General features: G+C 56.5%; 20 protein-coding genes. 12 read left to right on the top strand and 8 right to left on the bottom strand.

Annotated features, from left to right (window positions below):
- Positions 1-2 precede the first annotated feature (2 nt).
- The 5 genes from BV82_RS12345 (at position 3) to BV82_RS12325 (ending at position 5,544) form a co-directional block, all read left to right on the top strand.
- On the top strand, positions 3-965 hold the full coding sequence (locus BV82_RS12345; RefSeq protein WP_036995897.1) for a carbohydrate ABC transporter permease: 963 nt from the start codon (positions 3-5) through the stop codon (positions 963-965).
- A complete protein-coding gene (locus tag BV82_RS12340) occupies positions 962-1,804 on the top strand; it encodes a carbohydrate ABC transporter permease (protein ID WP_010221890.1) in 843 nt (280 codons plus the stop codon). The genes BV82_RS12345 and BV82_RS12340 overlap by 4 nt, the downstream gene beginning before the upstream one ends.
- A 27-nt stretch (positions 1,805-1,831) precedes the next feature.
- Positions 1,832-2,977: an ABC transporter ATP-binding protein gene (locus BV82_RS12335; RefSeq protein WP_036995898.1), complete on the top strand. Its 1,146-nt coding sequence runs from the start codon at positions 1,832-1,834 to the stop codon at positions 2,975-2,977.
- Positions 2,974-4,476, top strand: coding sequence for a glycoside hydrolase family 32 protein (locus tag BV82_RS12330; protein ID WP_051636779.1), 1,503 nt, complete (start codon positions 2,974-2,976; stop codon positions 4,474-4,476). Before BV82_RS12335 ends, BV82_RS12330 begins: the two co-directional genes overlap by 4 nt.
- 75 nt (positions 4,477-4,551) lie before the next feature.
- Positions 4,552-5,544, top strand: a complete 993-nt coding sequence (locus BV82_RS12325; RefSeq protein ID WP_010221887.1) for a LacI family DNA-binding transcriptional regulator — start codon at positions 4,552-4,554, stop codon at positions 5,542-5,544.
- 194 nt (positions 5,545-5,738) lie between these two features.
- Here the strand turns inward: BV82_RS12325 and BV82_RS12320 are convergent, their stop codons facing one another.
- Both BV82_RS12320 and BV82_RS12315 read right to left on the bottom strand, forming a co-directional pair.
- Positions 5,739-6,974, bottom strand: a complete 1,236-nt coding sequence (locus tag BV82_RS12320; protein ID WP_081839669.1) for an MFS transporter — start codon at positions 6,972-6,974, stop codon at positions 5,739-5,741.
- A gap of 357 nt (positions 6,975-7,331) precedes the next feature.
- Complete coding sequence (locus tag BV82_RS12315) at positions 7,332-8,294, bottom strand: GlxA family transcriptional regulator (RefSeq protein ID WP_036995902.1); 963 nt, start codon at positions 8,292-8,294, stop codon at positions 7,332-7,334.
- 95 nt (positions 8,295-8,389) lie between these two features.
- On the opposite strand from BV82_RS12315, the gene BV82_RS12310 reads away from it, so the two are divergent.
- Complete coding sequence (locus tag BV82_RS12310; RefSeq protein ID WP_081839670.1) at positions 8,390-8,827, top strand: tautomerase family protein; 438 nt, start codon at positions 8,390-8,392, stop codon at positions 8,825-8,827.
- A 235-nt stretch (positions 8,828-9,062) separates the two neighbouring features.
- Here BV82_RS12310 and BV82_RS12305 read toward each other — a convergent pair whose 3' ends face one another.
- The 3 genes from BV82_RS12305 to BV82_RS12295 all read right to left on the bottom strand — a co-directional run bounded on the left by BV82_RS12305 (position 9,063) and on the right by BV82_RS12295 (position 10,245).
- On the bottom strand, positions 9,063-9,404 hold the full coding sequence (locus tag BV82_RS12305; protein WP_036995904.1) for a hypothetical protein: 342 nt from the start codon (positions 9,402-9,404) through the stop codon (positions 9,063-9,065).
- Positions 9,405-9,456: 52 nt separating this feature from the next.
- On the bottom strand, positions 9,457-10,017 hold the full coding sequence (locus BV82_RS12300) for a lipid-binding SYLF domain-containing protein (RefSeq protein ID WP_036995905.1): 561 nt from the start codon (positions 10,015-10,017) through the stop codon (positions 9,457-9,459).
- A 69-nt stretch (positions 10,018-10,086) separates the two neighbouring features.
- Positions 10,087-10,245, bottom strand: a complete 159-nt coding sequence (locus tag BV82_RS12295; protein ID WP_036995906.1) for a DUF3309 family protein — start codon at positions 10,243-10,245, stop codon at positions 10,087-10,089.
- Between the two features lie 304 nt (positions 10,246-10,549).
- Here BV82_RS12295 and BV82_RS12290 point away from each other — a divergent pair, with 304 nt between their 5' ends.
- Both BV82_RS12290 and BV82_RS12285 read left to right on the top strand, forming a co-directional pair.
- Positions 10,550-10,720 carry a CsbD family protein gene (locus BV82_RS12290; protein ID WP_081839671.1) on the top strand — a complete coding sequence of 57 codons (171 nt, stop codon included), beginning with the start codon at positions 10,550-10,552 and terminating at the stop codon, positions 10,718-10,720.
- Positions 10,721-10,912: 192 nt separating this feature from the next.
- Positions 10,913-11,605, top strand: coding sequence for a Crp/Fnr family transcriptional regulator (locus tag BV82_RS12285; RefSeq protein WP_103143295.1), 693 nt, complete (start codon positions 10,913-10,915; stop codon positions 11,603-11,605).
- 183 nt (positions 11,606-11,788) lie between these two features.
- On the opposite strand, the gene BV82_RS12280 is transcribed toward BV82_RS12285, so the two are convergent.
- Positions 11,789-12,523, bottom strand: coding sequence for a Crp/Fnr family transcriptional regulator (locus BV82_RS12280; RefSeq protein ID WP_036995907.1), 735 nt, complete (start codon positions 12,521-12,523; stop codon positions 11,789-11,791).
- 176 nt (positions 12,524-12,699) lie between these two features.
- On the opposite strand from BV82_RS12280, the gene BV82_RS12275 reads away from it, so the two are divergent.
- On the top strand, positions 12,700-14,010 hold the full coding sequence (locus BV82_RS12275; RefSeq protein WP_036995908.1) for a cation:proton antiporter: 1,311 nt from the start codon (positions 12,700-12,702) through the stop codon (positions 14,008-14,010).
- A 187-nt stretch (positions 14,011-14,197) separates the two neighbouring features.
- Complete coding sequence (locus BV82_RS26390) at positions 14,198-14,482, top strand: hypothetical protein (RefSeq protein WP_081839672.1); 285 nt, start codon at positions 14,198-14,200, stop codon at positions 14,480-14,482.
- A 267-nt stretch (positions 14,483-14,749) separates the two neighbouring features.
- Here BV82_RS26390 and BV82_RS12270 read toward each other — a convergent pair whose 3' ends face one another.
- Entirely contained in the window at positions 14,750-15,931 is a 1,182-nt protein-coding gene (locus BV82_RS12270; protein ID WP_036995909.1) for a PAS domain-containing sensor histidine kinase, read from the bottom strand.
- Positions 15,932-16,339: 408 nt separating this feature from the next.
- Between BV82_RS12270 and BV82_RS12265 the strand changes: the two genes are divergently transcribed.
- Together BV82_RS12265 and BV82_RS12260 are read left to right on the top strand one after the other, a co-directional pair.
- The gene (locus BV82_RS12265) at positions 16,340-16,630 is read left to right on the top strand and encodes a type II toxin-antitoxin system ParD family antitoxin (protein ID WP_036995910.1); all 291 of its coding nucleotides are present in this window, start codon (positions 16,340-16,342) and stop codon (positions 16,628-16,630) included.
- Positions 16,631-16,632: 2 nt separating this feature from the next.
- On the top strand, positions 16,633-16,989 hold the full coding sequence (locus BV82_RS12260; RefSeq protein ID WP_036995911.1) for a type II toxin-antitoxin system RelE/ParE family toxin: 357 nt from the start codon (positions 16,633-16,635) through the stop codon (positions 16,987-16,989).
- A gap of 389 nt (positions 16,990-17,378) precedes the next feature.
- Here the strand turns inward: BV82_RS12260 and BV82_RS12255 are convergent, their stop codons facing one another.
- The gene (locus tag BV82_RS12255; RefSeq protein ID WP_036995912.1) at positions 17,379-18,752 is read right to left on the bottom strand and encodes an aspartate aminotransferase family protein; all 1,374 of its coding nucleotides are present in this window, start codon (positions 18,750-18,752) and stop codon (positions 17,379-17,381) included.
- Between the last annotated feature and the right edge of the window lie 197 nt (positions 18,753-18,949).

The following is an 18,949-nucleotide window of genomic DNA, read 5'->3' as shown; positions in this document are numbered from 1 at the left end:
CCATGCCTGTCTCTACTACCCATGCCCCCCGTGAGCAGCTCCTGCTCACCCGGGAAACGCCTGTACAGCGCCGCCAAGTACGCACCGCCTGGCTGTTTCTGACACCGATGTTGCTGTGTCTGGCTCTGGTGGCGGTTTGGCCGCTACTGCGCACATTCTGGTTCAGCCTGACGGACGCCAACCTAGCGGACACCAGTGAAGGATCCTTCGTAGGCTTGAGCAATTATCTGTTCCACAACGGTTCCAACTGGTCGGGCATCCTGGTTGATCCTCAATGGTGGAACGCTGTTCGCAACACCTTGCATTTCACCGTGGTGTCAGTGGGACTGGAAGTCGTCCTGGGCCTACTGGTGGCGTTGCTGTTGAACATCAAGTTCACCGGCCGCGCCTTGGTGCGTGCGTTGATTCTGATTCCTTGGGCGATTCCTACCATTGTCTCGGCGAAGATCTGGTCGTGGATGCTCAACGACCAGTTCGGCATCATCAATCACCTGATGCTGAGCGTCGGCCTGATTGACGCGCCCCTGGCCTGGACGGCAGATGCGGATCTGTCGATGTGGGCGGTGATCATCGTCGATGTCTGGAAGACCGTCCCGTTTGTCACGCTGCTGATGCTGGCGGCCTTGCAGATGTTGCCGAGCGATTGCTACGACGCCGCCAGGGTCGATGGCATTCACCCGCTGAAGGTGTTCTGGAGTGTCACGCTTCCTCTGTTGATGCCTGCATTGTTGGTGGCGGCGATCTTCCGCATCCTCGATTCCCTGCGAGTGTTCGACGTGATCTATGTGCTGACCTCGAATTCTTCGAGCACCATGAGCATGTCGGTCTATGCCCGCCAACACCTGGTGGAGTTCCAGGATGTTGGCTATGGCAGCGCGGCCTCGACTCTGCTGTTTCTGGTCGTTGCGGTAATCGCCATGCTTTATCTCTACCTCGGACGCCGTCAAATGGAGGTTCGGTCATGAGCCTGCGCCTACTCAAAAAAACGCTGTTACGTCTCGGGTTCTGGTGTCTGATCGGGGTTTTGCTGCTGTATGCGGTCTTCCCTTTCTACTATGCCATCGTGACTTCGCTAAAGCCGTCTGGTGCCTTGTTCCAGGTGAGCTACTGGGTCGAAAGCCCCGACTTCTCCAATTACGCGGCGGTACTCCACCAAGCCTCATTCCTGCGAGCGATCGGTAACTCGCTGGTGGTTGCGCTTTGCGTGGTGACCCTGGCGCTGTTCCTCAGTGTGACCGCCGCCTATGCCTTAGGAAGGGTGAAGTTCCGTGGGCGTGGCACGGTATTGATGATGGTGCTTGGCGTGTCGATGTTTCCCCAGGTTGCCGTGCTGTCGGGGCTGTTCGAAGTGATACGTGCCCTGGGCCTGTACAACACGTCTTGGGCATTGATCCTGAGCTACACGATTTTCACCCTGCCGTTCACCGTCTGGGTGCTGACCACGTTCATGGGCCAACTGCCACATGAACTGGAAGAAGCGGCAATCATGGATGGCGCTTCGCCCTGGGTAACCCTTACCCGGGTGCTGTTGCCGCTGCTATGGCCTGCACTGATCACCACGGGTTTGTTGGCTTTTATTGCAGCGTGGAACGAGTTCCTGTTTGCCTTGACCTTCACCCTCACCGACACACAACGCACGGTGCCGGTCGCCATTGCCTTGATTTCCGGCGGTAGCCCCCATGAACTGCCGTGGGGGCTGTTGATGGCCGCATCGGTGCTGGTCACCGTCCCTCTGGTAATTCTGGTGCTGATCTTCCAGCGCCGAATCGTATCCGGTCTCACTGCCGGCGCGTTAAAGGGTTGATGCCCAACAAGTACAAGGAACAGCATCGTGATCAAACTGAAACTAGACAACGTGAACAAGCAACTGGGCGGCATGCAGATACTTCGCGACGTTAACCTGGAGATCGCTGCGGGTGAATTCGTAGTATTCATTGGCCCTTCGGGCTGCGGAAAGTCGACCCTGCTGCGACTGATCGCCGGACTGGATTCGATCTGCGCCGGCAACCTGCTGATCGACGGGCAACGGGTCAACGACCTGGAACCGCGTGAGCGTGGCGTCGGCATGGTGTTTCAGTCTTATGCGCTGTATCCGCACATGAGCGTCTACGACAACATCAGCTTTGGCCTCAAACTGGCCAAGACCGAAAAGAGCACCCTGCGCGAACGCGTGCTGAAAACAGCGCAGATCCTTCAATTGGACAAATTGCTGCAACGCAAACCAAAGGAACTGTCTGGAGGACAGCGTCAGCGTGTAGCAATGGGCAGAGCCATGGCGCGGGAGCCGGACATTTTGTTGTTCGATGAACCCCTCTCCAATCTGGATGCATCTTTACGGGTGCAGATGCGCAACGAAATCGCCCGGCTGCATGATCGACTGAGCTCGACCATGATCTACGTCACCCACGATCAAGTGGAAGCGATGACCCTTGCCGACAAAATTGTTGTGCTCAATGGCGGTCATATAGAGCAGATCGGCTCACCGCGCGAACTCTATGAGCGCCCAGCGAGCCGCTTTGTCGCCGGCTTTCTCGGTTCGCCAAAAATGAACTTTCTAGCGGCGCGCCTGCATACCCCGGGCGAAACCAGCCTGGTCGATACCCCCGTTTTGGGTATGACCTCCCTACCCTTCGACAGCTCACACCTGGCGGCAGGCACGTTACTGAGCCTGGGGGTTCGCCCGGAGCATGTTTCGCTCAAAGCGGCAGGGGGGGCAGTCGGGATCGTCGTGGCCGGGGTCGAATACCTTGGCAGCGAAACGTATGTGCACCTCGAAACAGGCCAGGAGGAGCCACTGATCTGTCGTTGCGAGGTCAGCGCCGGCTGGCAGGCGGGCGATCGGGTCGAACTGCAGCTGGACATCGACAACCTGCACCTGTTCGACAACGACGGTACGGTCTTGGAGCGTCATCCACAAGCCATTGAAACCCGTCCGAATGAAGTCTCTCTGCGCTCAGACCGAGCACCGGCCCTATGACCTTGTCTTCGAACAACATGAGCGATCCAATGTCTTCTTCCCTTGATCTTGCGCAGCAGGCACTGAGTGACGGCCTGTCTCGTGTCATCCAGGATTATCGGCCCGGTTATCATATCGCTCCCCCGGCAGGTTGGATGAACGACCCTAACGGGGTCGTGTACTTTCGTGGCGAATATCACGTTTTCTATCAACATTACCCCTTCGAAGCGAAATGGGGCCCGATGTATTGGGGGCACGCCAAAAGCGCCGATCTGGTTCATTGGCAGCACCTGCCCATTGCACTGGCACCCGGCGATGACTTCGACCGTGATGGATGTTTTTCCGGTAGTGCGGTGGTGTACGGGGATACCCTCGCACTGATCTACACCGGACACACCTGGCTGGGGGAAGTGGGTGACGAACGCTTGATCCGTCAAGTACAGTGCCTGGCCACCAGTATCGACGGCATCCGGTTCGTCAAGCAGGGCGCAGTCATCGAAACCGCGCCGCACGACACGATAATGCACTTTCGTGACCCCAAGGTATGGAAAGAGGATGACTATTGGTACCTCATTGCCGGCGCACGTCTGGGCGATAGGCCGCTGCTCCCGCTGTACCGTTCTACGGACCTGTTCACCTGGGAGTTCCTCGATTACGTGTCCAGTGGCAGCGAGGGCGATGGCTACATGTGGGAGTGCCCGGATCTGTTTCGACTGAACGGACGCGATGTGCTGCTGTACTCCCCCCAAGGCATGCAACCCCAAGGTTATGAACGGCTCAACAAGTACCAGACCGGTTATCGAGTGGGCCGACTCAACAGCGAGTGGCACTTCACTGGCGGGCCTTTTATCGAGCTGGATAACGGCCACGATTTCTATGCAGCGCAAACGTTGATAGCCGCCGATGGTCGACGACTTTTGTGGGCGTGGCTCGACATGTGGGAAAGCCCGATGCCGAGCAGAGCCCATCACTGGTGCGGCATGCTCGGTTTACCGCGCGAACTTGAACTGCGCGCAGATCGCCTGCACGTGTATCCGGCACGGGAGCTCAGCGCTCTACGCAAGGCGCCATTGCCGAGTACGCCATGGTGGGATGGGTCGGGAACCCGGCGGGTGCCGCAAGTGAAGGGCGATATGCTCGAACTCCATGTGCATCTGGATTTGCTCGGCTGCACCGATGGGCACTTGGGAATCGCCTTGCGCTGCAGCGACGATGGCCATGAAGAAACCCTACTCTACTATGATGCGTCGTTACGTCGTCTGGTGCTTGACCGCAGCCACTCGGGTGCGCAAGCCACAGGTCAGCGCAGTGTGGCGATAGACGCAAGGCAGGAGCGACTCGAACTGCGCGTGTTCCTGGATCGCTCGTCCATCGAGGTGTTCGACGAAAGCGGGTGCTTTAGCCTCAGCAGTCGCCTCTATCCGCAGCCCGACAGTCTGGGGGTGAAGCTCCTTGCAAGCGGGAATGGCGGGCGTGTCTGCATTCCCAGAGCATGGCCTCTCGCCTCGGGATGGCTATGAGCTGCGTCATTCGGATCGCAAGAAGCGCAGGCCATGTGTCATGATTCTCCGCAAACCTGACCGGTCTCGCCTCGTATGACTTCAGTGAAAGACGTTGCACAACTGGCCGGCGTGTCCCTGATGACGGTTTCTAGAGCGCTCAACAATCCGGAAAAATTGAGCCCCGAAACCTATCAGCGGGTACGTCGCGCCATTGATGAACTGCAATTCGTTCCGAGCCTGTCGGCGCGCAAGATTCGCGGCGACAACCTCCAGACACGAACCATCGGTGTGTTCGCGCTGGACACTGCGACCACGCCGTTCGCCGTCGAGCTGCTGCTGTCCATCGAACAGACCGCGCAGCAAGCAGGCTGGAACGTCTTTATCCTTAACCTGCTAAGCAACCCGCCTACCGACCAGAACATCGACCTTATGTTGTCACACCGCCCTGACGGGTTGATCTTCAGCGCCATGGGGTTGCGCCAGGTGTGCATTCCCGAGCGGTTGAAGAGCAAACCCCTGGTACTCGCCAATTGCCTGGCGGACGACAGCCACCTGGTCAGTTATGTGCCCGACGACGAAACGGGGCAGTATCGAGCCGTGCATCACGCATTGAGCCAAGGCTATCAGCGTCCTCTGTTTATCAACCTGCCCAAACAGAGTCTGGCCTGGGGGCTGCGTCAGAAAGGCATGCAGCGTGCTTGTCAGGCATTCGGACTGGCGCCTGACGCACTCCTGCAGTACGACCTGTCCGATCATGACGCCTATGGTGAAACCGCAGCCATCCTCGACCGGCACATCACTGATGGTCGTCCCCAATTCGACATTCTGATCTGTGGCAACGACCGCATTGCTTTTTGTGCCTATCAAGTGCTGTTGGGCCGTGGTCTGAAAATTCCCGACGATGTCGCCGTGCTCGGCTACGACAACATGATCGGTATTGCTGAGCTGTTCATCCCGCCGCTGACCACGGTGCAACTGCCGTACTACGAAATCGGTCGCAAGGCTGCCCGGCACTTGATCGACAGCCTCGAGGAATCGGGAGCTCAGCCAGTGGATTGTCCATTGGTGGTCAGGGCATCAGTATAAGAATGAGGTAATTCGGGAGGCTTCAACCAGGGTTGGCCAATCGCGTTGCAGCCCGCCGTCGCGTCTTGGCACAAATAGCCAGGGATAACGGGCTGGCTAAGAAGTTCGATGAACCGGGTGATGTTTTTCTCGTCGTTGGAGGCAACATGGCGTTCCTTTTCCAGGCTATTTCCTCCTCGGAAAAGTAATGAGCCTCAGGCAGCTTCATTGTCCTTGGGAACGAGCAATACCATCGCACCGACGATCACTTCGAAAATCCCGCTACCGAGGATGACCATACCGGTTTCGAACCGCGCATAAAGTGCCGCGCCGCAGGCCCCGGCAATGAGAATGGAGGCACCCAGCGCAGCAAAGCGCAACCTTGCCAGCCCGGCGATCTCGCTTTGCCTGAATGTGGTTTGAATCAGCAGAATGAATGAAATGTCGATCAGTGGCCCACCGAGCGCGGCCAGGCCGGCGCCGAACATCATCCCGGCCAGGACGTACTCCGCTGGCAAATACATCACCGCCGCACCGATCGTCGCAATGCCCAGGCCGTTGACCACGGAGCCAAAGGTAAAGCCACCATACAGGCGGTGGATATGCAGGTTCCCGACGACGAAAATAGAGATCAGGTTGCCGCAGCCATAGGCGCCCATGATCAGGCCGTAGGCGGCAAAGTCCTGTACACCGAAGCCCTGGATGTCGTATTTGACCACGGCCAGCGCCATGCCGATAGAAATGCCCAGACTCCAGGCGATGTTGCCCAATCCAGCACACACATACACCGCCTGCATCTGCCGGCGACCGACCAGGCTGCGCCAACCGGCAGTGAAGGCGGCACGCCGGCTCGTCACCTTGAGCGGTTGACGAGGCAATGCCTTGCTCAGCCTCATCACCGCCCAAGCCGAGATCAGGAAAGTCAGGCTATTGAGGGTAAACAGATGCTCAAGCGGAATCAGCAGCGTAATTGCCGCGGCCAGCATCGGCCCGATCACTCGAGCCACCCGGATGATCGCGTCGAATAGCGCATTGACGGCCTGCAACTGGTCCGACGCCACGACAATGCGTGGCAGGCTGGCGCGCAAGGCCGGTTCGAACAAAGCGTTGACAATCATCATGAGCATGACCGGCACTGCCAGCATCCACAGGCTCATGATGCCCAGCGTCCAGGCCAGCATCGGAAGCAGGGCGAGCCCGGCCCGCGTCAGGTCGGCACCGATCATCGTGCGCCGATGGTCCCAACGCTCAGCCCAGATCCCTCCCAGCAGCGCCCCCGCCAACGCGGCCCCACCGCGCAACGCACTAAGCCAACTCGCATCGGTGCCGGCGATCTGCACTGCCATCCAGGCGACGGCGATCGCGAACAACTCGTCGCCGATCGAAGATAGCGCCAGCCCTCCCCATAACAACGCCACCGGCCGCTGAAGTAACGGTCTAAACAACTTCATATAATCAATTCCGCCAATAAAGACCCGTCACACAACGCAGCTGTAAGCCCACCCTTATCGGCGCGTCAAACGTCGAAGCCGGGGCTACTCCAGCGCAGTCTGCTGTTTATATGTTCGGGCACTCCTTACAGACTGCCGGCCTCTGAAGCATGCACAGGTACTCTACCTGACGACGGGGCTCAATGAGCGTGGCCTTCACGCCTATCCACCCTGCACCACCAGAACCGCGCATAGCAGGCCCTGAGCCTCAACAGGTGGATGAGAGTACGCTGCACCTAAGCATAAATTCAGCGCCTTGGCGATCGTGCAAGCTTTCTGCTACGAGCTGTCTGCGGACGAGATCTTCAGAGAGAGAGGTTACTGGCGCAGTTGTTTTGGGGAGGCGTTCAACAGGCGGCGCATAAGTCGCCGTAGGGCTGTGGCATCCTGATATCCCACCTGCTCGGCGATGAACTCAACGGAGTACCTGCTGGTTTCCAGCAGCACGCGGGCCCTGTTCAGTTGTACACGCTGGATCAAATTCCGAGTTGAAAGACCGGTTGCTTTTTGAAGGTGCCGGGACAGCGTTCGCTCAGACATGCCGACGTACGCTGCAAGGCTCGGGACACTGGGCGGATGGGGCAGTCGTGCTTCTATGTAGGCGGTGAGGTTGGCGACCAGCGTATTGCCCTGGGCCATGATTGCCGGGTTGATGAATGGGGATTGCAACTGCCGGCCATCGAGTAGAAGGGCCTTGCCCACAACGTCGGCGAGCTCCGGTGACAGACGTCTGCGCAGCAGGTGCAGCATCAGGTCAGTTTGCGCGAAGGCTGCGCCGGCGGTCGTCAAGGGCGGGTCGCAGAGCACCATGACATTGGGGTCGACAATGCAGTCAGGCGCAATGCTCGACAGCCAAGGGGCGAGCCACCAGGACGTCGTCACCCGTCGCCCCGTCAGTAGCCCTGCGGCATGCAGGAGAAAGACCGCCGAGCACGAGGCTGCAATCTCCTTGCTTTGATTCACATGCGCCTTCAGCGCTGGCAGTGTCTGAAGGACCCAGTCGTCCTCAAGACGCTGCAGCAGCGCGTCGAAGTCGCTGATGCCAAGGCCCGGAATGACCCAGCAGGAGTTGTCCTCGACGTCTGTGGTCAGCGCGTCAACCTGCAGCAGCATGCCTTGGCCCAGCGTAATCAGCCCTGGCTGCGGCCCACAAACGCGCCAGCGTGGCACGGCAAGGCCGCGCCGTTGCGCAAGTGTGGCGGCGGTGCCGAGGATGTCCAGGGTGGCTGCGACGCTCGAGGCGAACGCCCCGGGAAAGACGAGGACAGTGAAATCGTACATTGTCCGATTATGCCCGAAAGAAGACGAATCGGTCACTTATCGAGTAGAGCAATAACTGGCCCAATAGCGCCTCCAGTTAACCGCGAGGTTTCGCCATGCCAAATATCCTGATCAAGGTGCCTACCGGCGCTTTCAACCAGCCACAGCGCCAGCAACTGCTTCGAAGCGTAAGCGACGTGGCAATGCTTAATGAGCACATGGGCGATGCCCCTCAGCAGCGTGCGCTGTGCTGGGTGCTCATCGAGGAAGTTCAGGCCGATGAATGGCTGTGCGCAGGCGTTGCTCCTCATGCCCGGGTTGTCCCCTGCATTGTCATCGTCAAGGTGCCTGCCGGCGTTCTTGATGCACCGATGCGTCAGCGCTACGTGCGTGAACTGCATTGCGCCATACAATCGAGCCTGGCAGCGGAGGATCAGCGCCAGTTGCTGAGCTCGATACAGATCGAGGAGGTTGTTGACGGAACTTGGGGGGCGAACGGTGATATCTGGCATTTGGCCGACTTCACCCGGGCAGCCGGATACGGACATCTCTAGGCCCTCCTCCCACTTCCATCCGAATCCCTGCGCTGAGTCAGCTATAGGAAAAAGCTGCTGGAGCGCATCTGGCAATATACGGGAGGCAACGCGGTGTGGAGCGCAACCGTAGAATACCAAGGCCCTGATGAAAGCAGCGGGGATGTCATAATCAATCCCCCCGAGATGCTGACGGCAATGAGCGTTGGAGTCGGTGATGAGCAAAGTCACCGGAAGTAGACATGCGCCCACACAGTCAACCCAATTGATCAACCATGACCGCATTGCTGTAGAACAGCGCACCGTCAGCAGCACGATGCCCGACCAAATGAAATTGACCGCGTTGGTCACGAGCACTTAAATAAACCCGAAATTGGCAATCAGATAATGGGCCACACTCCTGAGGCAGGATCAAATCCATCTGACTGATATCGACATCGACCATCACCTCGGACGCTTGGGTCCTTTTCAGCTGTTCTTCAGCCTCCTCAAGCCGCAGATGATCCGCCCCACTGACGTGAAAATGGATTTGCCCCAGTTCAATGGGTGTATCCTCGCTACTGGTCTTACACCAGCCTTCTATGGTCAGGGTATTCATCGGCATTGCTCCCGAGATGAACGCCCCGACAGTGATCGGGGCGTGCGCTGGGCTAGCGCTTGATGAGCGAAATCTTGGTGCCCTCAATGCTGATACCCGCCATCAATCCTTGCTGATCGAAGACAAACGCATAGGCATCCTGTTGCAACGACGAACTCGATAAATTTTTCGCCACGCCCTGATCGACAACCACGACAGTGGGCCCTACGCCGACCTCCCAGCCCTTCGTATCACGCACGTACTGAAGGGCTTTGTCGGTCATCAAGAACACGGCATAAGCGTAGGATTGCGCACCTGCCTGCAACCCCCAGGAGCCCGTCACAGAGTTGTAATAGCCGTCTACTTTAGAACCTATCAACAACTCACCCTCACCATAACTACCACCAAACACCAGGCCCGCCTTGACGATGTTGGGGAATACGAGCACAGCCTTGGCGGTGCGCGACATGGTTTCGGCCAATGGGTGTGCCTTGTAGAGTATCTGTAAGGCCTGTTGGGAGTCCTTGTCTAGGTCAGCGGCCGTTGCAGCACTCGCGCTGTTAATGAGACCTGCTGATGCCAATGACAAAACGACAAAAACTATCGAAAACAACAATCGCAATGAATTTTTCATTGTTGAACTCCAATACCAGTAATTGAAAGGAAGTGATCGTTGGTTGTGCGACTGACAGCGGCCAGTCGGTTATATCCACCCCATCAGCAGCAATACGAGGACAATGATTACCACGATACCCAACCCGCCAGTCGGTGCATATCCCCAGTTCCTGCTGTGCGGCCAGCTCGGGAGCACACCGATCAGTAGCAGGATTAAGACGATTAATAGAATTGTACCCACGCCCATGACTATTTCCTCAAGTGCGCGAAAGAACAGGTTTGATCGCTGTCGCGCATGCCCAACGATATAACGACACCAGAGTGAACCCTTTACTGGCGGCGATCTGTACGGCACCGCACACAGTACACATCGTTGGAAACAATGGGTGCCAGAAACAAGTGAGTACAACAACAGTTCCGGACCACTGGTCTGCAGGTATGTGTGTTGCCGTACAGACTTAAAACTCTTTTGCACCGAACCTCTTGTACGTGGTCGCTATAAACGCGTGACAACAAGCACGCTGTATTGCAAGCCGACACTGGAGTGCACCATGAACAAGAATCAAGTAAAAGGCAGGGTTAAAAAAATTGAAGGTACGATCAAGGAAGTCGCAGGCAAAGCCTTTGGCAACGAACACCTGGAGGAACGAGGAAAGATTGAGAAAACCGTTGGCGCTATTCAAGCGGGTCTCGGGGACCTGAAAGAAGATTTGAATCGCTGATCCAACTCAATAGTCTGGTGCATTCAGGAAACACAAACAGCGTGGCCGGCGTACAGAGCGCTGAACGCACTCTCGCAACCACACGAGAGCGTGCTGTAGCGAACAAACTGTTAGGCGAACGTCGTCCAGACTTTCTGCACGAGGCCATACAGCACCTCTGTTGCCACCGTCACAGTGCTGCAGGACAAACGCGTGCTAGCCAAAACACCACGGCAGGTGGAGAACCGACTGCTCCAGGGCCTGTCTAAAAAGGGCTATAACTCAATAGTGGATCAGTGCGAGCGCGTCGACCTGGCCTTTGGTACGGTGTTGTGTCAGCCCGGCCAGCCCCTGCTGCATGTGTACTTCCCAGGTACCGCATTTATTTCCCTGATGACGGGGTTGCGCGGCCGTCCCCCCCTTGAGATAGGTCTGATCGGCTATGAAGGCATGCTCGGTGCGACCCTTGCCCTAGGGATCGACACTGCCCCCATGCACGCGATCGTACACGGGGCCGGCAGCAGCCTGCGAATGAGTTGCGCGCAGTTGCAGGTCGCGCTCCGCGATAACCCCTTGCTGTTGCATCGGCTGAACAAATACTTGTATGAGTTGCTCAAGCAACTGGCGCAATCGGTAGCCTGCATCCATTTCCATGAGATCGAGCCGCGTCTAGCACGTTGGCTACTGATGGCCCATGACCGTGCGCACGCCAACCATTTTTATCTAACACACGCACTCCTGGCCAACATGCTTGGCGTAAGGCGCAGTGGAGTGACCTTGGCTGCTGGTGCACTGCAGCAGCGCAACTTGATTCGATACACCCGCGGTGACATTACCATCCTTGACCGCAAGGGATTAGAGGCTGCGTCATGCGAATGCTATCGCGCGATCAACACCGAAACCTGAAAATCACGCCTGGGTTGAGGTATGCGATGGCACACGTCATAGCAAAGGCGTAACGCCCGACTGGGCCAAGCAATACACCATGACAGCCGAAACAGGAAAGCTCTTCGTTTACAAGCCTCACGACGGGATAGCACGATAGTGACAGGTACACAGGCGCACTGTGAGCCTGGCTGTTGGACCTGTTCAGTGCGAAGTGGTTTGGCTGAAGGCAGTATGCACAAGAAGACGATCGGTTTCTTTCTTTACAACTGCATAACACTCGCAACACAGCATTTCAAGCTTCGCGCGATTTAACACCTCAATATGACCACGGCTGTACTCGATCACACCGAGTTTCTGCAATTTACCCGCAGCTTCCGTGACGCCCTCGCGGCGAACGCCAAGCATGTTAGCGATCAGCTCCTGGGTCATGATCAACTGATTACTCGGCAAGCGATCCAGCGATAGCAACAACCAACGACAAAGCTGCTGGTCGATTGAATGATGGCGGTTGCACACTGCCGTTTGTGCCATTTGAGTAATTAACGCCTGGGTGTAGCGCAGCAGCAGCTGCATCATTTCACCATGCCGGTTGAACTCACTTTTCAGGCGCTGCCCCGCCAGCCGGTAGGCGTTCCCGGCGCTCTGCACAATAGCCCGGCTTGGGGTGCTTTCGCCGCCCATGAAGACGGCTATACCAACGAGCCCTTCGTTGCCCACCACGGATATTTCCGCCGAGGCACCGTCTTCCATCACGTAAAGCAGGGAAATAATGGTGTCGGTAGGGAAATAGACATACTGCAGAGAATCACCTGACTCATACACAACCTTGCCCAAGGGCAAGGCCACCAACTCTAACTGGGGAATCAGCCGCTCTTGAATCTCTATGGGTAAGGCCGCCAGCAGACGGTTCTGCAGCGGGTGGGGAAGCTCAGACATGGTTTCTCCAACGGTGCCAATGGCCTGCGAACACACGTGCTTTCACAATGATAGCCCCGCAGGGGATTTCCACCTACCGGCGACGTGGGCATAGGGACTCAATTTTCTGTAGTACCTGGCCCTCCGGTAGAGGATGCTAGACAAGGTTACAACGCGCTCCAGGTTAACTGACTGCCATGTCTATTGCCCTATGGTCACTACTCCTCGGGACTTTACTCATCACCATGGTGCTGGGGGCAACCCTACTCGCTCGGTTACTGTTGAGCAGCGCCATGGTCTACCTTCTAGTCGGCTACATGCTAGGACCTGCGGTGTTCGCGGTGATCACCTTGGACCCTGCGCATCATGCCGATGTGCTGGAATGGGTCGCCGAGGTCGCAGTGCTTATCTCACTGTTCAATGTGGGATTAAAGATGGGGGCTGTTCCATTCTCCGACCGAAGCTGGAGGCTGCCGCTACGCTTGGCGCTCATATCCATGGTGCTCACGGTAGGGCTTATCACAGCCGTCGGTTTCTGGGGACTGGGGCTTCCGCTGGGGGCAGCTGTGTTGCTAGGGGGCATCCTTGCCCCGACAGACCCTGTGCTGGCCTCAGGGGTGCAAACTAACAGTGAAGTACATCCAGATCGCCTGCGTTTCAGCCTTTCCGGGGAAGGTGGCTTGAACGACGGAACGGCGTTCCCCTTCGTGATACTAGGCCTCGGGCTCCTGGGGCTGCACGACCTCGGCAGAGGTGGCTGGCGTTGGTGGGCAATAGACCTGATCTGGGCCACAGCAGGAGGCCTGCTGATCGGCGTTACGTTAGGTGCAATCATCGGTAGCCTCGTTGTTCACCTGCGTACGCGCTATAGACTGGCCGTAGGTCTGGACGAATTCCTCTCACTCGGTCTGCTGGCGATGGCTTATGGCGCTGCGCAACTGAGCCTGGCATCCGGCTTCCTGGCAGTATTCGCCGCGGGTCTGGCGCTACAAAGGGTCAAGGAACAACCGCAGCCCGACGCGGCATCACTGAGCACGAGACCTGGTGTGAGCGGCCACGCCTACAAGGCATTGGCCACGCACTCCCACCATGCCAGCGCGACCATGACCAACGCAGTGATCGGGTTCAATGAGCAACTCGAAAAGCTGGCCGAGCTTGGGATGGTGCTGTTCGTAGGGGCATTACTGCCCTACGTGGTGTATTGGCCAGCGTTGTGGTGGTTCATACCCTTGTTGTTCATGCTCCTGCGCTCGCTAGCTGTTGCGATTGGGATGCTGGGTGAATACGTGCCCAAACCACAGCGCATGATGATCTGCTGGTTCGGGATACGAGGAATAGGTTCCATCTTTTACCTGATGTTCGCCATTCGCCATGGTCTGCCCCCCACCTTGGCTCAACAATTGATAACGCTGACGTTGGTGACCGTCACTGTCTCTATCGTGGTACACGGCATGTCGGTTCTGCCTCTGATGAAGTGGTATGAGCGGCAAGACCAACCCTTGCACTAACGCTGATGTGCCCTTTCCTGGCCGGCCAGCACCGGCTCAGTCCACTCTCTGCCGCAGGTATGTGCTTCAGCGAACAGAACATCGGCCCACTATCCGTCAGACTCGGAAAACTGGATTACTGGGGGCACTTCCCGCACCACGTATCGGATTGCTCCCAGCACCGCACTTACCACGAGGAAGCTCACCAATGATCACTCACTTCAAGGTCGCCGGACATCTCGCCTGCGGCCATCATGGCGATAATCTAATCTCAACCACTGAACTGACGCGGGTGAAATGCCGCAGCTGTCGTAGCACCGACGCATTCAAAGATGCCCGCAAAGATGCACGCAACGCAGCGCGCAGAGCCGCGCGGAAAGCCAAGGGCCTTCACATCGCTAGTAATTGGCGCGAAGCCTGGAGGGACAAACTCACCGCCATGCCGGGGCTGCAGCGACTCCCAAGGGGATTTGGTGGTCAACCCTACGTTTAGCTGGGCTAAGACCTGTACGAAAAATCGCCGAACGGCGCTTAGGCAAGGCGAAAACAGGCGAGCAACGGCCGGGGTCGCGCACGACTTGACTGGCTGTCAATGAGCATTCCGAATCTGTTTTCAACGCAGCATAAGTGTCGCGCAGGCATATTTCGTACAGACCCTAGTATTTATCTCAGTCCTAAACACCTTGGTGGATAACCACAACCTCCCTCCTCAGACGTCCTGCCGACCGAACACAATCCCCTCTGTCTGCCACCCAGCGCCCTAAGTTATAGCCCTTAGCCGCGGGAAGGTCGCGGTGAATGTAGTACCCAATTCAACAGTGGAACTGACAGTGATCTCACCATGATGAGCCCTTACAATTTCACGAACGATAAACAGCCCCAGTCCCACGCTGCGTAGCTCTGCGTTATCATGGCTACCGCGAATCATAGGCTCGAATAGATTTTTCAGAAGCCCAGTGGGAATCGGCGCTCCGACGTTGTGCACGGAAATGGTGACGGTTTCTTCCTCAACATGGGTAGACACCGTGACAGTGGAGCCCTCTGCGCCATAGGCGATGGCGTTAGCCGCAAGATTACCGACCATCTGATACAACCGATCACTGTCTGCAAAGAAATCCCCCTGGCCGCTGTGTACATGAACCAAATCGCTCGTGGGAAACGACAGCCGGATTTCCTTAAGGCAGTCTGCAACGACCTCATGGAAGCTTAGAGGCGCACAAACCACGGCGATCCCACGACCAACCTGTACGAGCGTAAAATCCAACAGGTCAGCTACAAGTCGCTGAGCCCGCTCGACCGAATGGGTGATGTGACCCAGCATCTGGATAGACTTGGCATCCTGATCACGACGTGACAAAATTTCAGCCGCCATTCTGATTGCCGAAAGCGGATTGCGCAGATCGTGGCTTACGATCCCGACCATCTGTTCGGCGAAGAGCGCCCGACCTTCGGCGGCGGCATAAATTGTCCGCAGCTTACCTTGCGTGATCTCTTGAGACCTTTGAGCTTTCAGACTTTTGGCCAAATGCCCTTCAGCGAGCATTCGAGCATTAACCAGCCCCCGCTCATACCTTCGCCGATCTTCAGCTTTAAATAGTGTCAACTCATGAAATATGCCGTTTGAATGCTCGCAACTAATGGCGCTGAGCATCATGGGGATTGAGTAGCCTGCTCGATGAACAAGATCAAATTTCACATTGGCTACTGAGCCTTGAATCTGCATTAGAGGTCCCCAGTAGACCTGATGAAAGGTCCTGGACTCCAGGGTCATTAGACTCTGAATTGTTCTCCCCAGCAGTTCCTCCCGACCGAAACCGATCCAGCGACAGAAAGTTAGATTGGCCCGTTCGATTCTCCCATTTGCTGCCGCCAGCAACAGGCCGCAATCGGCGTCGTCAAATAAGGTGTCGGGCCCGAGTGGAAGCTCATTCTCTGAGGACATGCTCGTTCTATCCCGGTCGTGTAGTCGATGCCAAAGCGGTGTGATTCTGAAAAATTATAGACAACCAGCAGACACCGAGAGACCCAATCCGTCCCTTTGCCTCGCTACGACTGCACGGGTTGTTGATAGGCGGATTGGATATCAGACCACTACAACATCAAACAAGGCTTGGCCAAGCTGAGGGCCCAAGGCCCGCACCAATCAAGCTATCCACGACGTCCCGCCTGCGACAGCCTTGTTTGGACTTTGTGCACATGCGGTCCGGGTCTGCAGGCGCTGTTCGGCGCAAAGGATGACCCCGTGCTACACAGTTCGTCAGATACAACTCCCAAACTATGTGTTCGCGGGTAAATTGGCATAATATGCCATTGATCGAAAGAACCTGATTGCCGAAAGCTGGAGCTCATTATGGCGACGCGAAACGTTGTGCTCACCCCTCACCAGGATCAGGTTATCCAGGACCTGGTGCAGTCCGGCCGTTATCAGAATGCCAGCGAAGTGATGCGAGAAGGTTTGCGTCTATTGGAGCAGCGCATCGCCGAAGACACTGCCAAAATTGAGGCCCTGCGTCAGGCGACCTCGATCGGCATCATGGATCTTGAGCACGGGCGCTTTACTCAGTTGAACGAAGGGGATCTGGAGCACTACATCGAGGGCTTGAGCCTGGAGGCCACCCTCCCCGCGCGCGAGAAACATTGAGCATGCCGCAGTATCGGATTTCCAACGCGGCGCGCGCCGACATTGTCGACATCCTCAGGCTCTCCCAGACGCAGTTCGGCGATCAAGCACGCCAGCGCTACCAGGCGCTGATCCTCTCCGCATTACAAACTATCGCCGACACGCCCTATCGCATTGGCAGCCACGACCGCGATGAGCCTGCACCGAGCCTTCGCAGCTATCACCTCATTTACTCACGCCAACTGGCTAAACCCCCCCATGGAACGATCAAAACCCCGCGCCATGTCGTGTTCTATCGCGTGGCAAACGACGACGTGATCGAGGTCGTCCGACTCCTTCATGATGCCGTGGAGGTGCAGTTGCACCTGCCTACCGACTGACGCGCTCGAACGTCCAGCGCAATGCATATCACGCTGAGGTATTTTTCAGGCACAAAAAAGCCACTCATCTGAGTGGCTTTTTTCTGAATCTTGGAGCGGGAAACGAGACTCGCATCTGGTGTCCGACCCATTGAAATCTAAAGGGTTTCGTTGCTTCCTGAAGCAGGAAAGGACTTGATTCTGGACTTATTTTCAGGGTGTATCAAGAGCAAAAAAAAGATGACTCCAAGCCATGCTTGCGAGCTCTACCTACAGCCACTCGGAAGAGCAGTCGTCCGGCCGACGGTATCAATTGCGTAGGACCAATTCGAGACGAGTCCTAAAGCGAGTACAAAGCAGCAGGCCGGAGGACTCCGCATTCCGGCTCTGCCTGGAGTGAGTGGCGTTAACTACTGTGCAGTGTGTTTGAGGTACCAGTGCTGTGTCGCATCCAAAGAAGCCGCAAAAACTCCAAGGATTTCATTGATATCCTTCTCCGTTGAGATCAACGGAGGACAGAATGCCAATGCATCTCCCATGGCTCGGTTGATCATGCCACGCTCCTGGGTCTGAGAGGACAGATACCGCCCGAGTCTGCCAACAGCCTCAAAAGGCTCTTTTGTGTGCCGGTCGGCTACCAACTCTACGGCAGCGATCAACCCTACACCACGAACCTCTCCAACCAAAGGATGATCAGCAAACTGCTGAAGCCCCTTGCGAAGGATAATCCCCATTTCAGCAGCATGCTGAACCAGGCCCTCCTCTTCGATAATTTTAAGATTCTCCAGGGCGACTGCAGTAGCTACCGGGTGCCCGCTACCAGTGAAGCCATGACCTAAGGTGCCAATCGAATGGCTCTGGTCGGCAATGTCTTGGTAAACAGCGTCGTTAATCAATATGGCTGCAATGGGCTGATAGGAGGACGACAGCTGTTTGGATACCACCATGACGTCTGGTTTGATATCAAAGGTCTCGCAACCGAACATATTGCCGGTTCGACCGAACCCACAGATGACCTCGTCCGCGACAATCAAGACGTCATGCTTGCGGCACACCTTTTGGATCTTTTCCCAGTACGTCTTCGGCGGAATGATCACACCCCCCGCTCCCATCAGCGGTTCGCCATAAAACGCTGCGACCGTCTCAGGGCCTTCCTTGATGATCAGATCATCCAGTTCTCGGGCGAGGCGATCGGCGAACTGTTCTTCTGTTTCACCTGCTCGACCATATCGGTAAAAGTGCGGGCAGCTGACATGCAGGAAGCCCGGCAGGGGAACGTCAAAACCGCGCTGATTTGCCGGCAGCCCAGTGAGGCTCGCACTTACGGTAGTGGTACCGTGATATGCGTTCTGCCGACTGATGAACTTTTTCTTGGCGGGCTTCCCCAAAGCATTGTTCCGGTACCATAAAAGCTTAACTACTGTATCGTTTGCCTCAGAGCCGGAATTGGTGAAAAACACTTTACTCATCGGCACTGGAGCCATCTCCACCAATTTTTCGGCGAGCTCGATGCTGGGACGGTGTGCCTTACTCGAAAACACATGATAGAACGGCAGTGTACGTAGCTGCTTTTCGGCAGCCTCGATCAGCCGCTGGTTGCTGAAACCAAGCGCTACACTCCATAGCCCTGACATCGCCTCGATGTATCGCTTATTTTGATTGTCATAAACATGAACTCCTTCTCCACGCTCGATAATGAGGGGGCCATCCGCCTCATGAAGTCGAGCATCCGTAAAAGGATGGAGGTGATTTTTAACATCTTTTTGTGCAAGCAAATCCGTCATAATTTATGCCTCGAAGTGAGAGAGGACTCGTTAAACTAAGGGCCGTTTAGAAACCCAAATTAAATACCCAGGCAACCGCACCCGGCTCCACAGCTACAACAACTACCAGTCGCCAATAGTCATGGAGCAAAAAGCGGCATAAACACCATAATCGGTGTCCGGACTTACTCGACCAGTTCAGGCTCGCCCAGTTATGC

The organism is Pseudomonas donghuensis (assembly GCF_000696345.2).
In the GTDB taxonomy this organism is placed as follows: Bacteria; Pseudomonadota; Gammaproteobacteria; order Pseudomonadales; family Pseudomonadaceae; genus Aquipseudomonas; species Aquipseudomonas donghuensis.
This window is presented reverse-complemented; position numbering and strand designations above follow the sequence as displayed.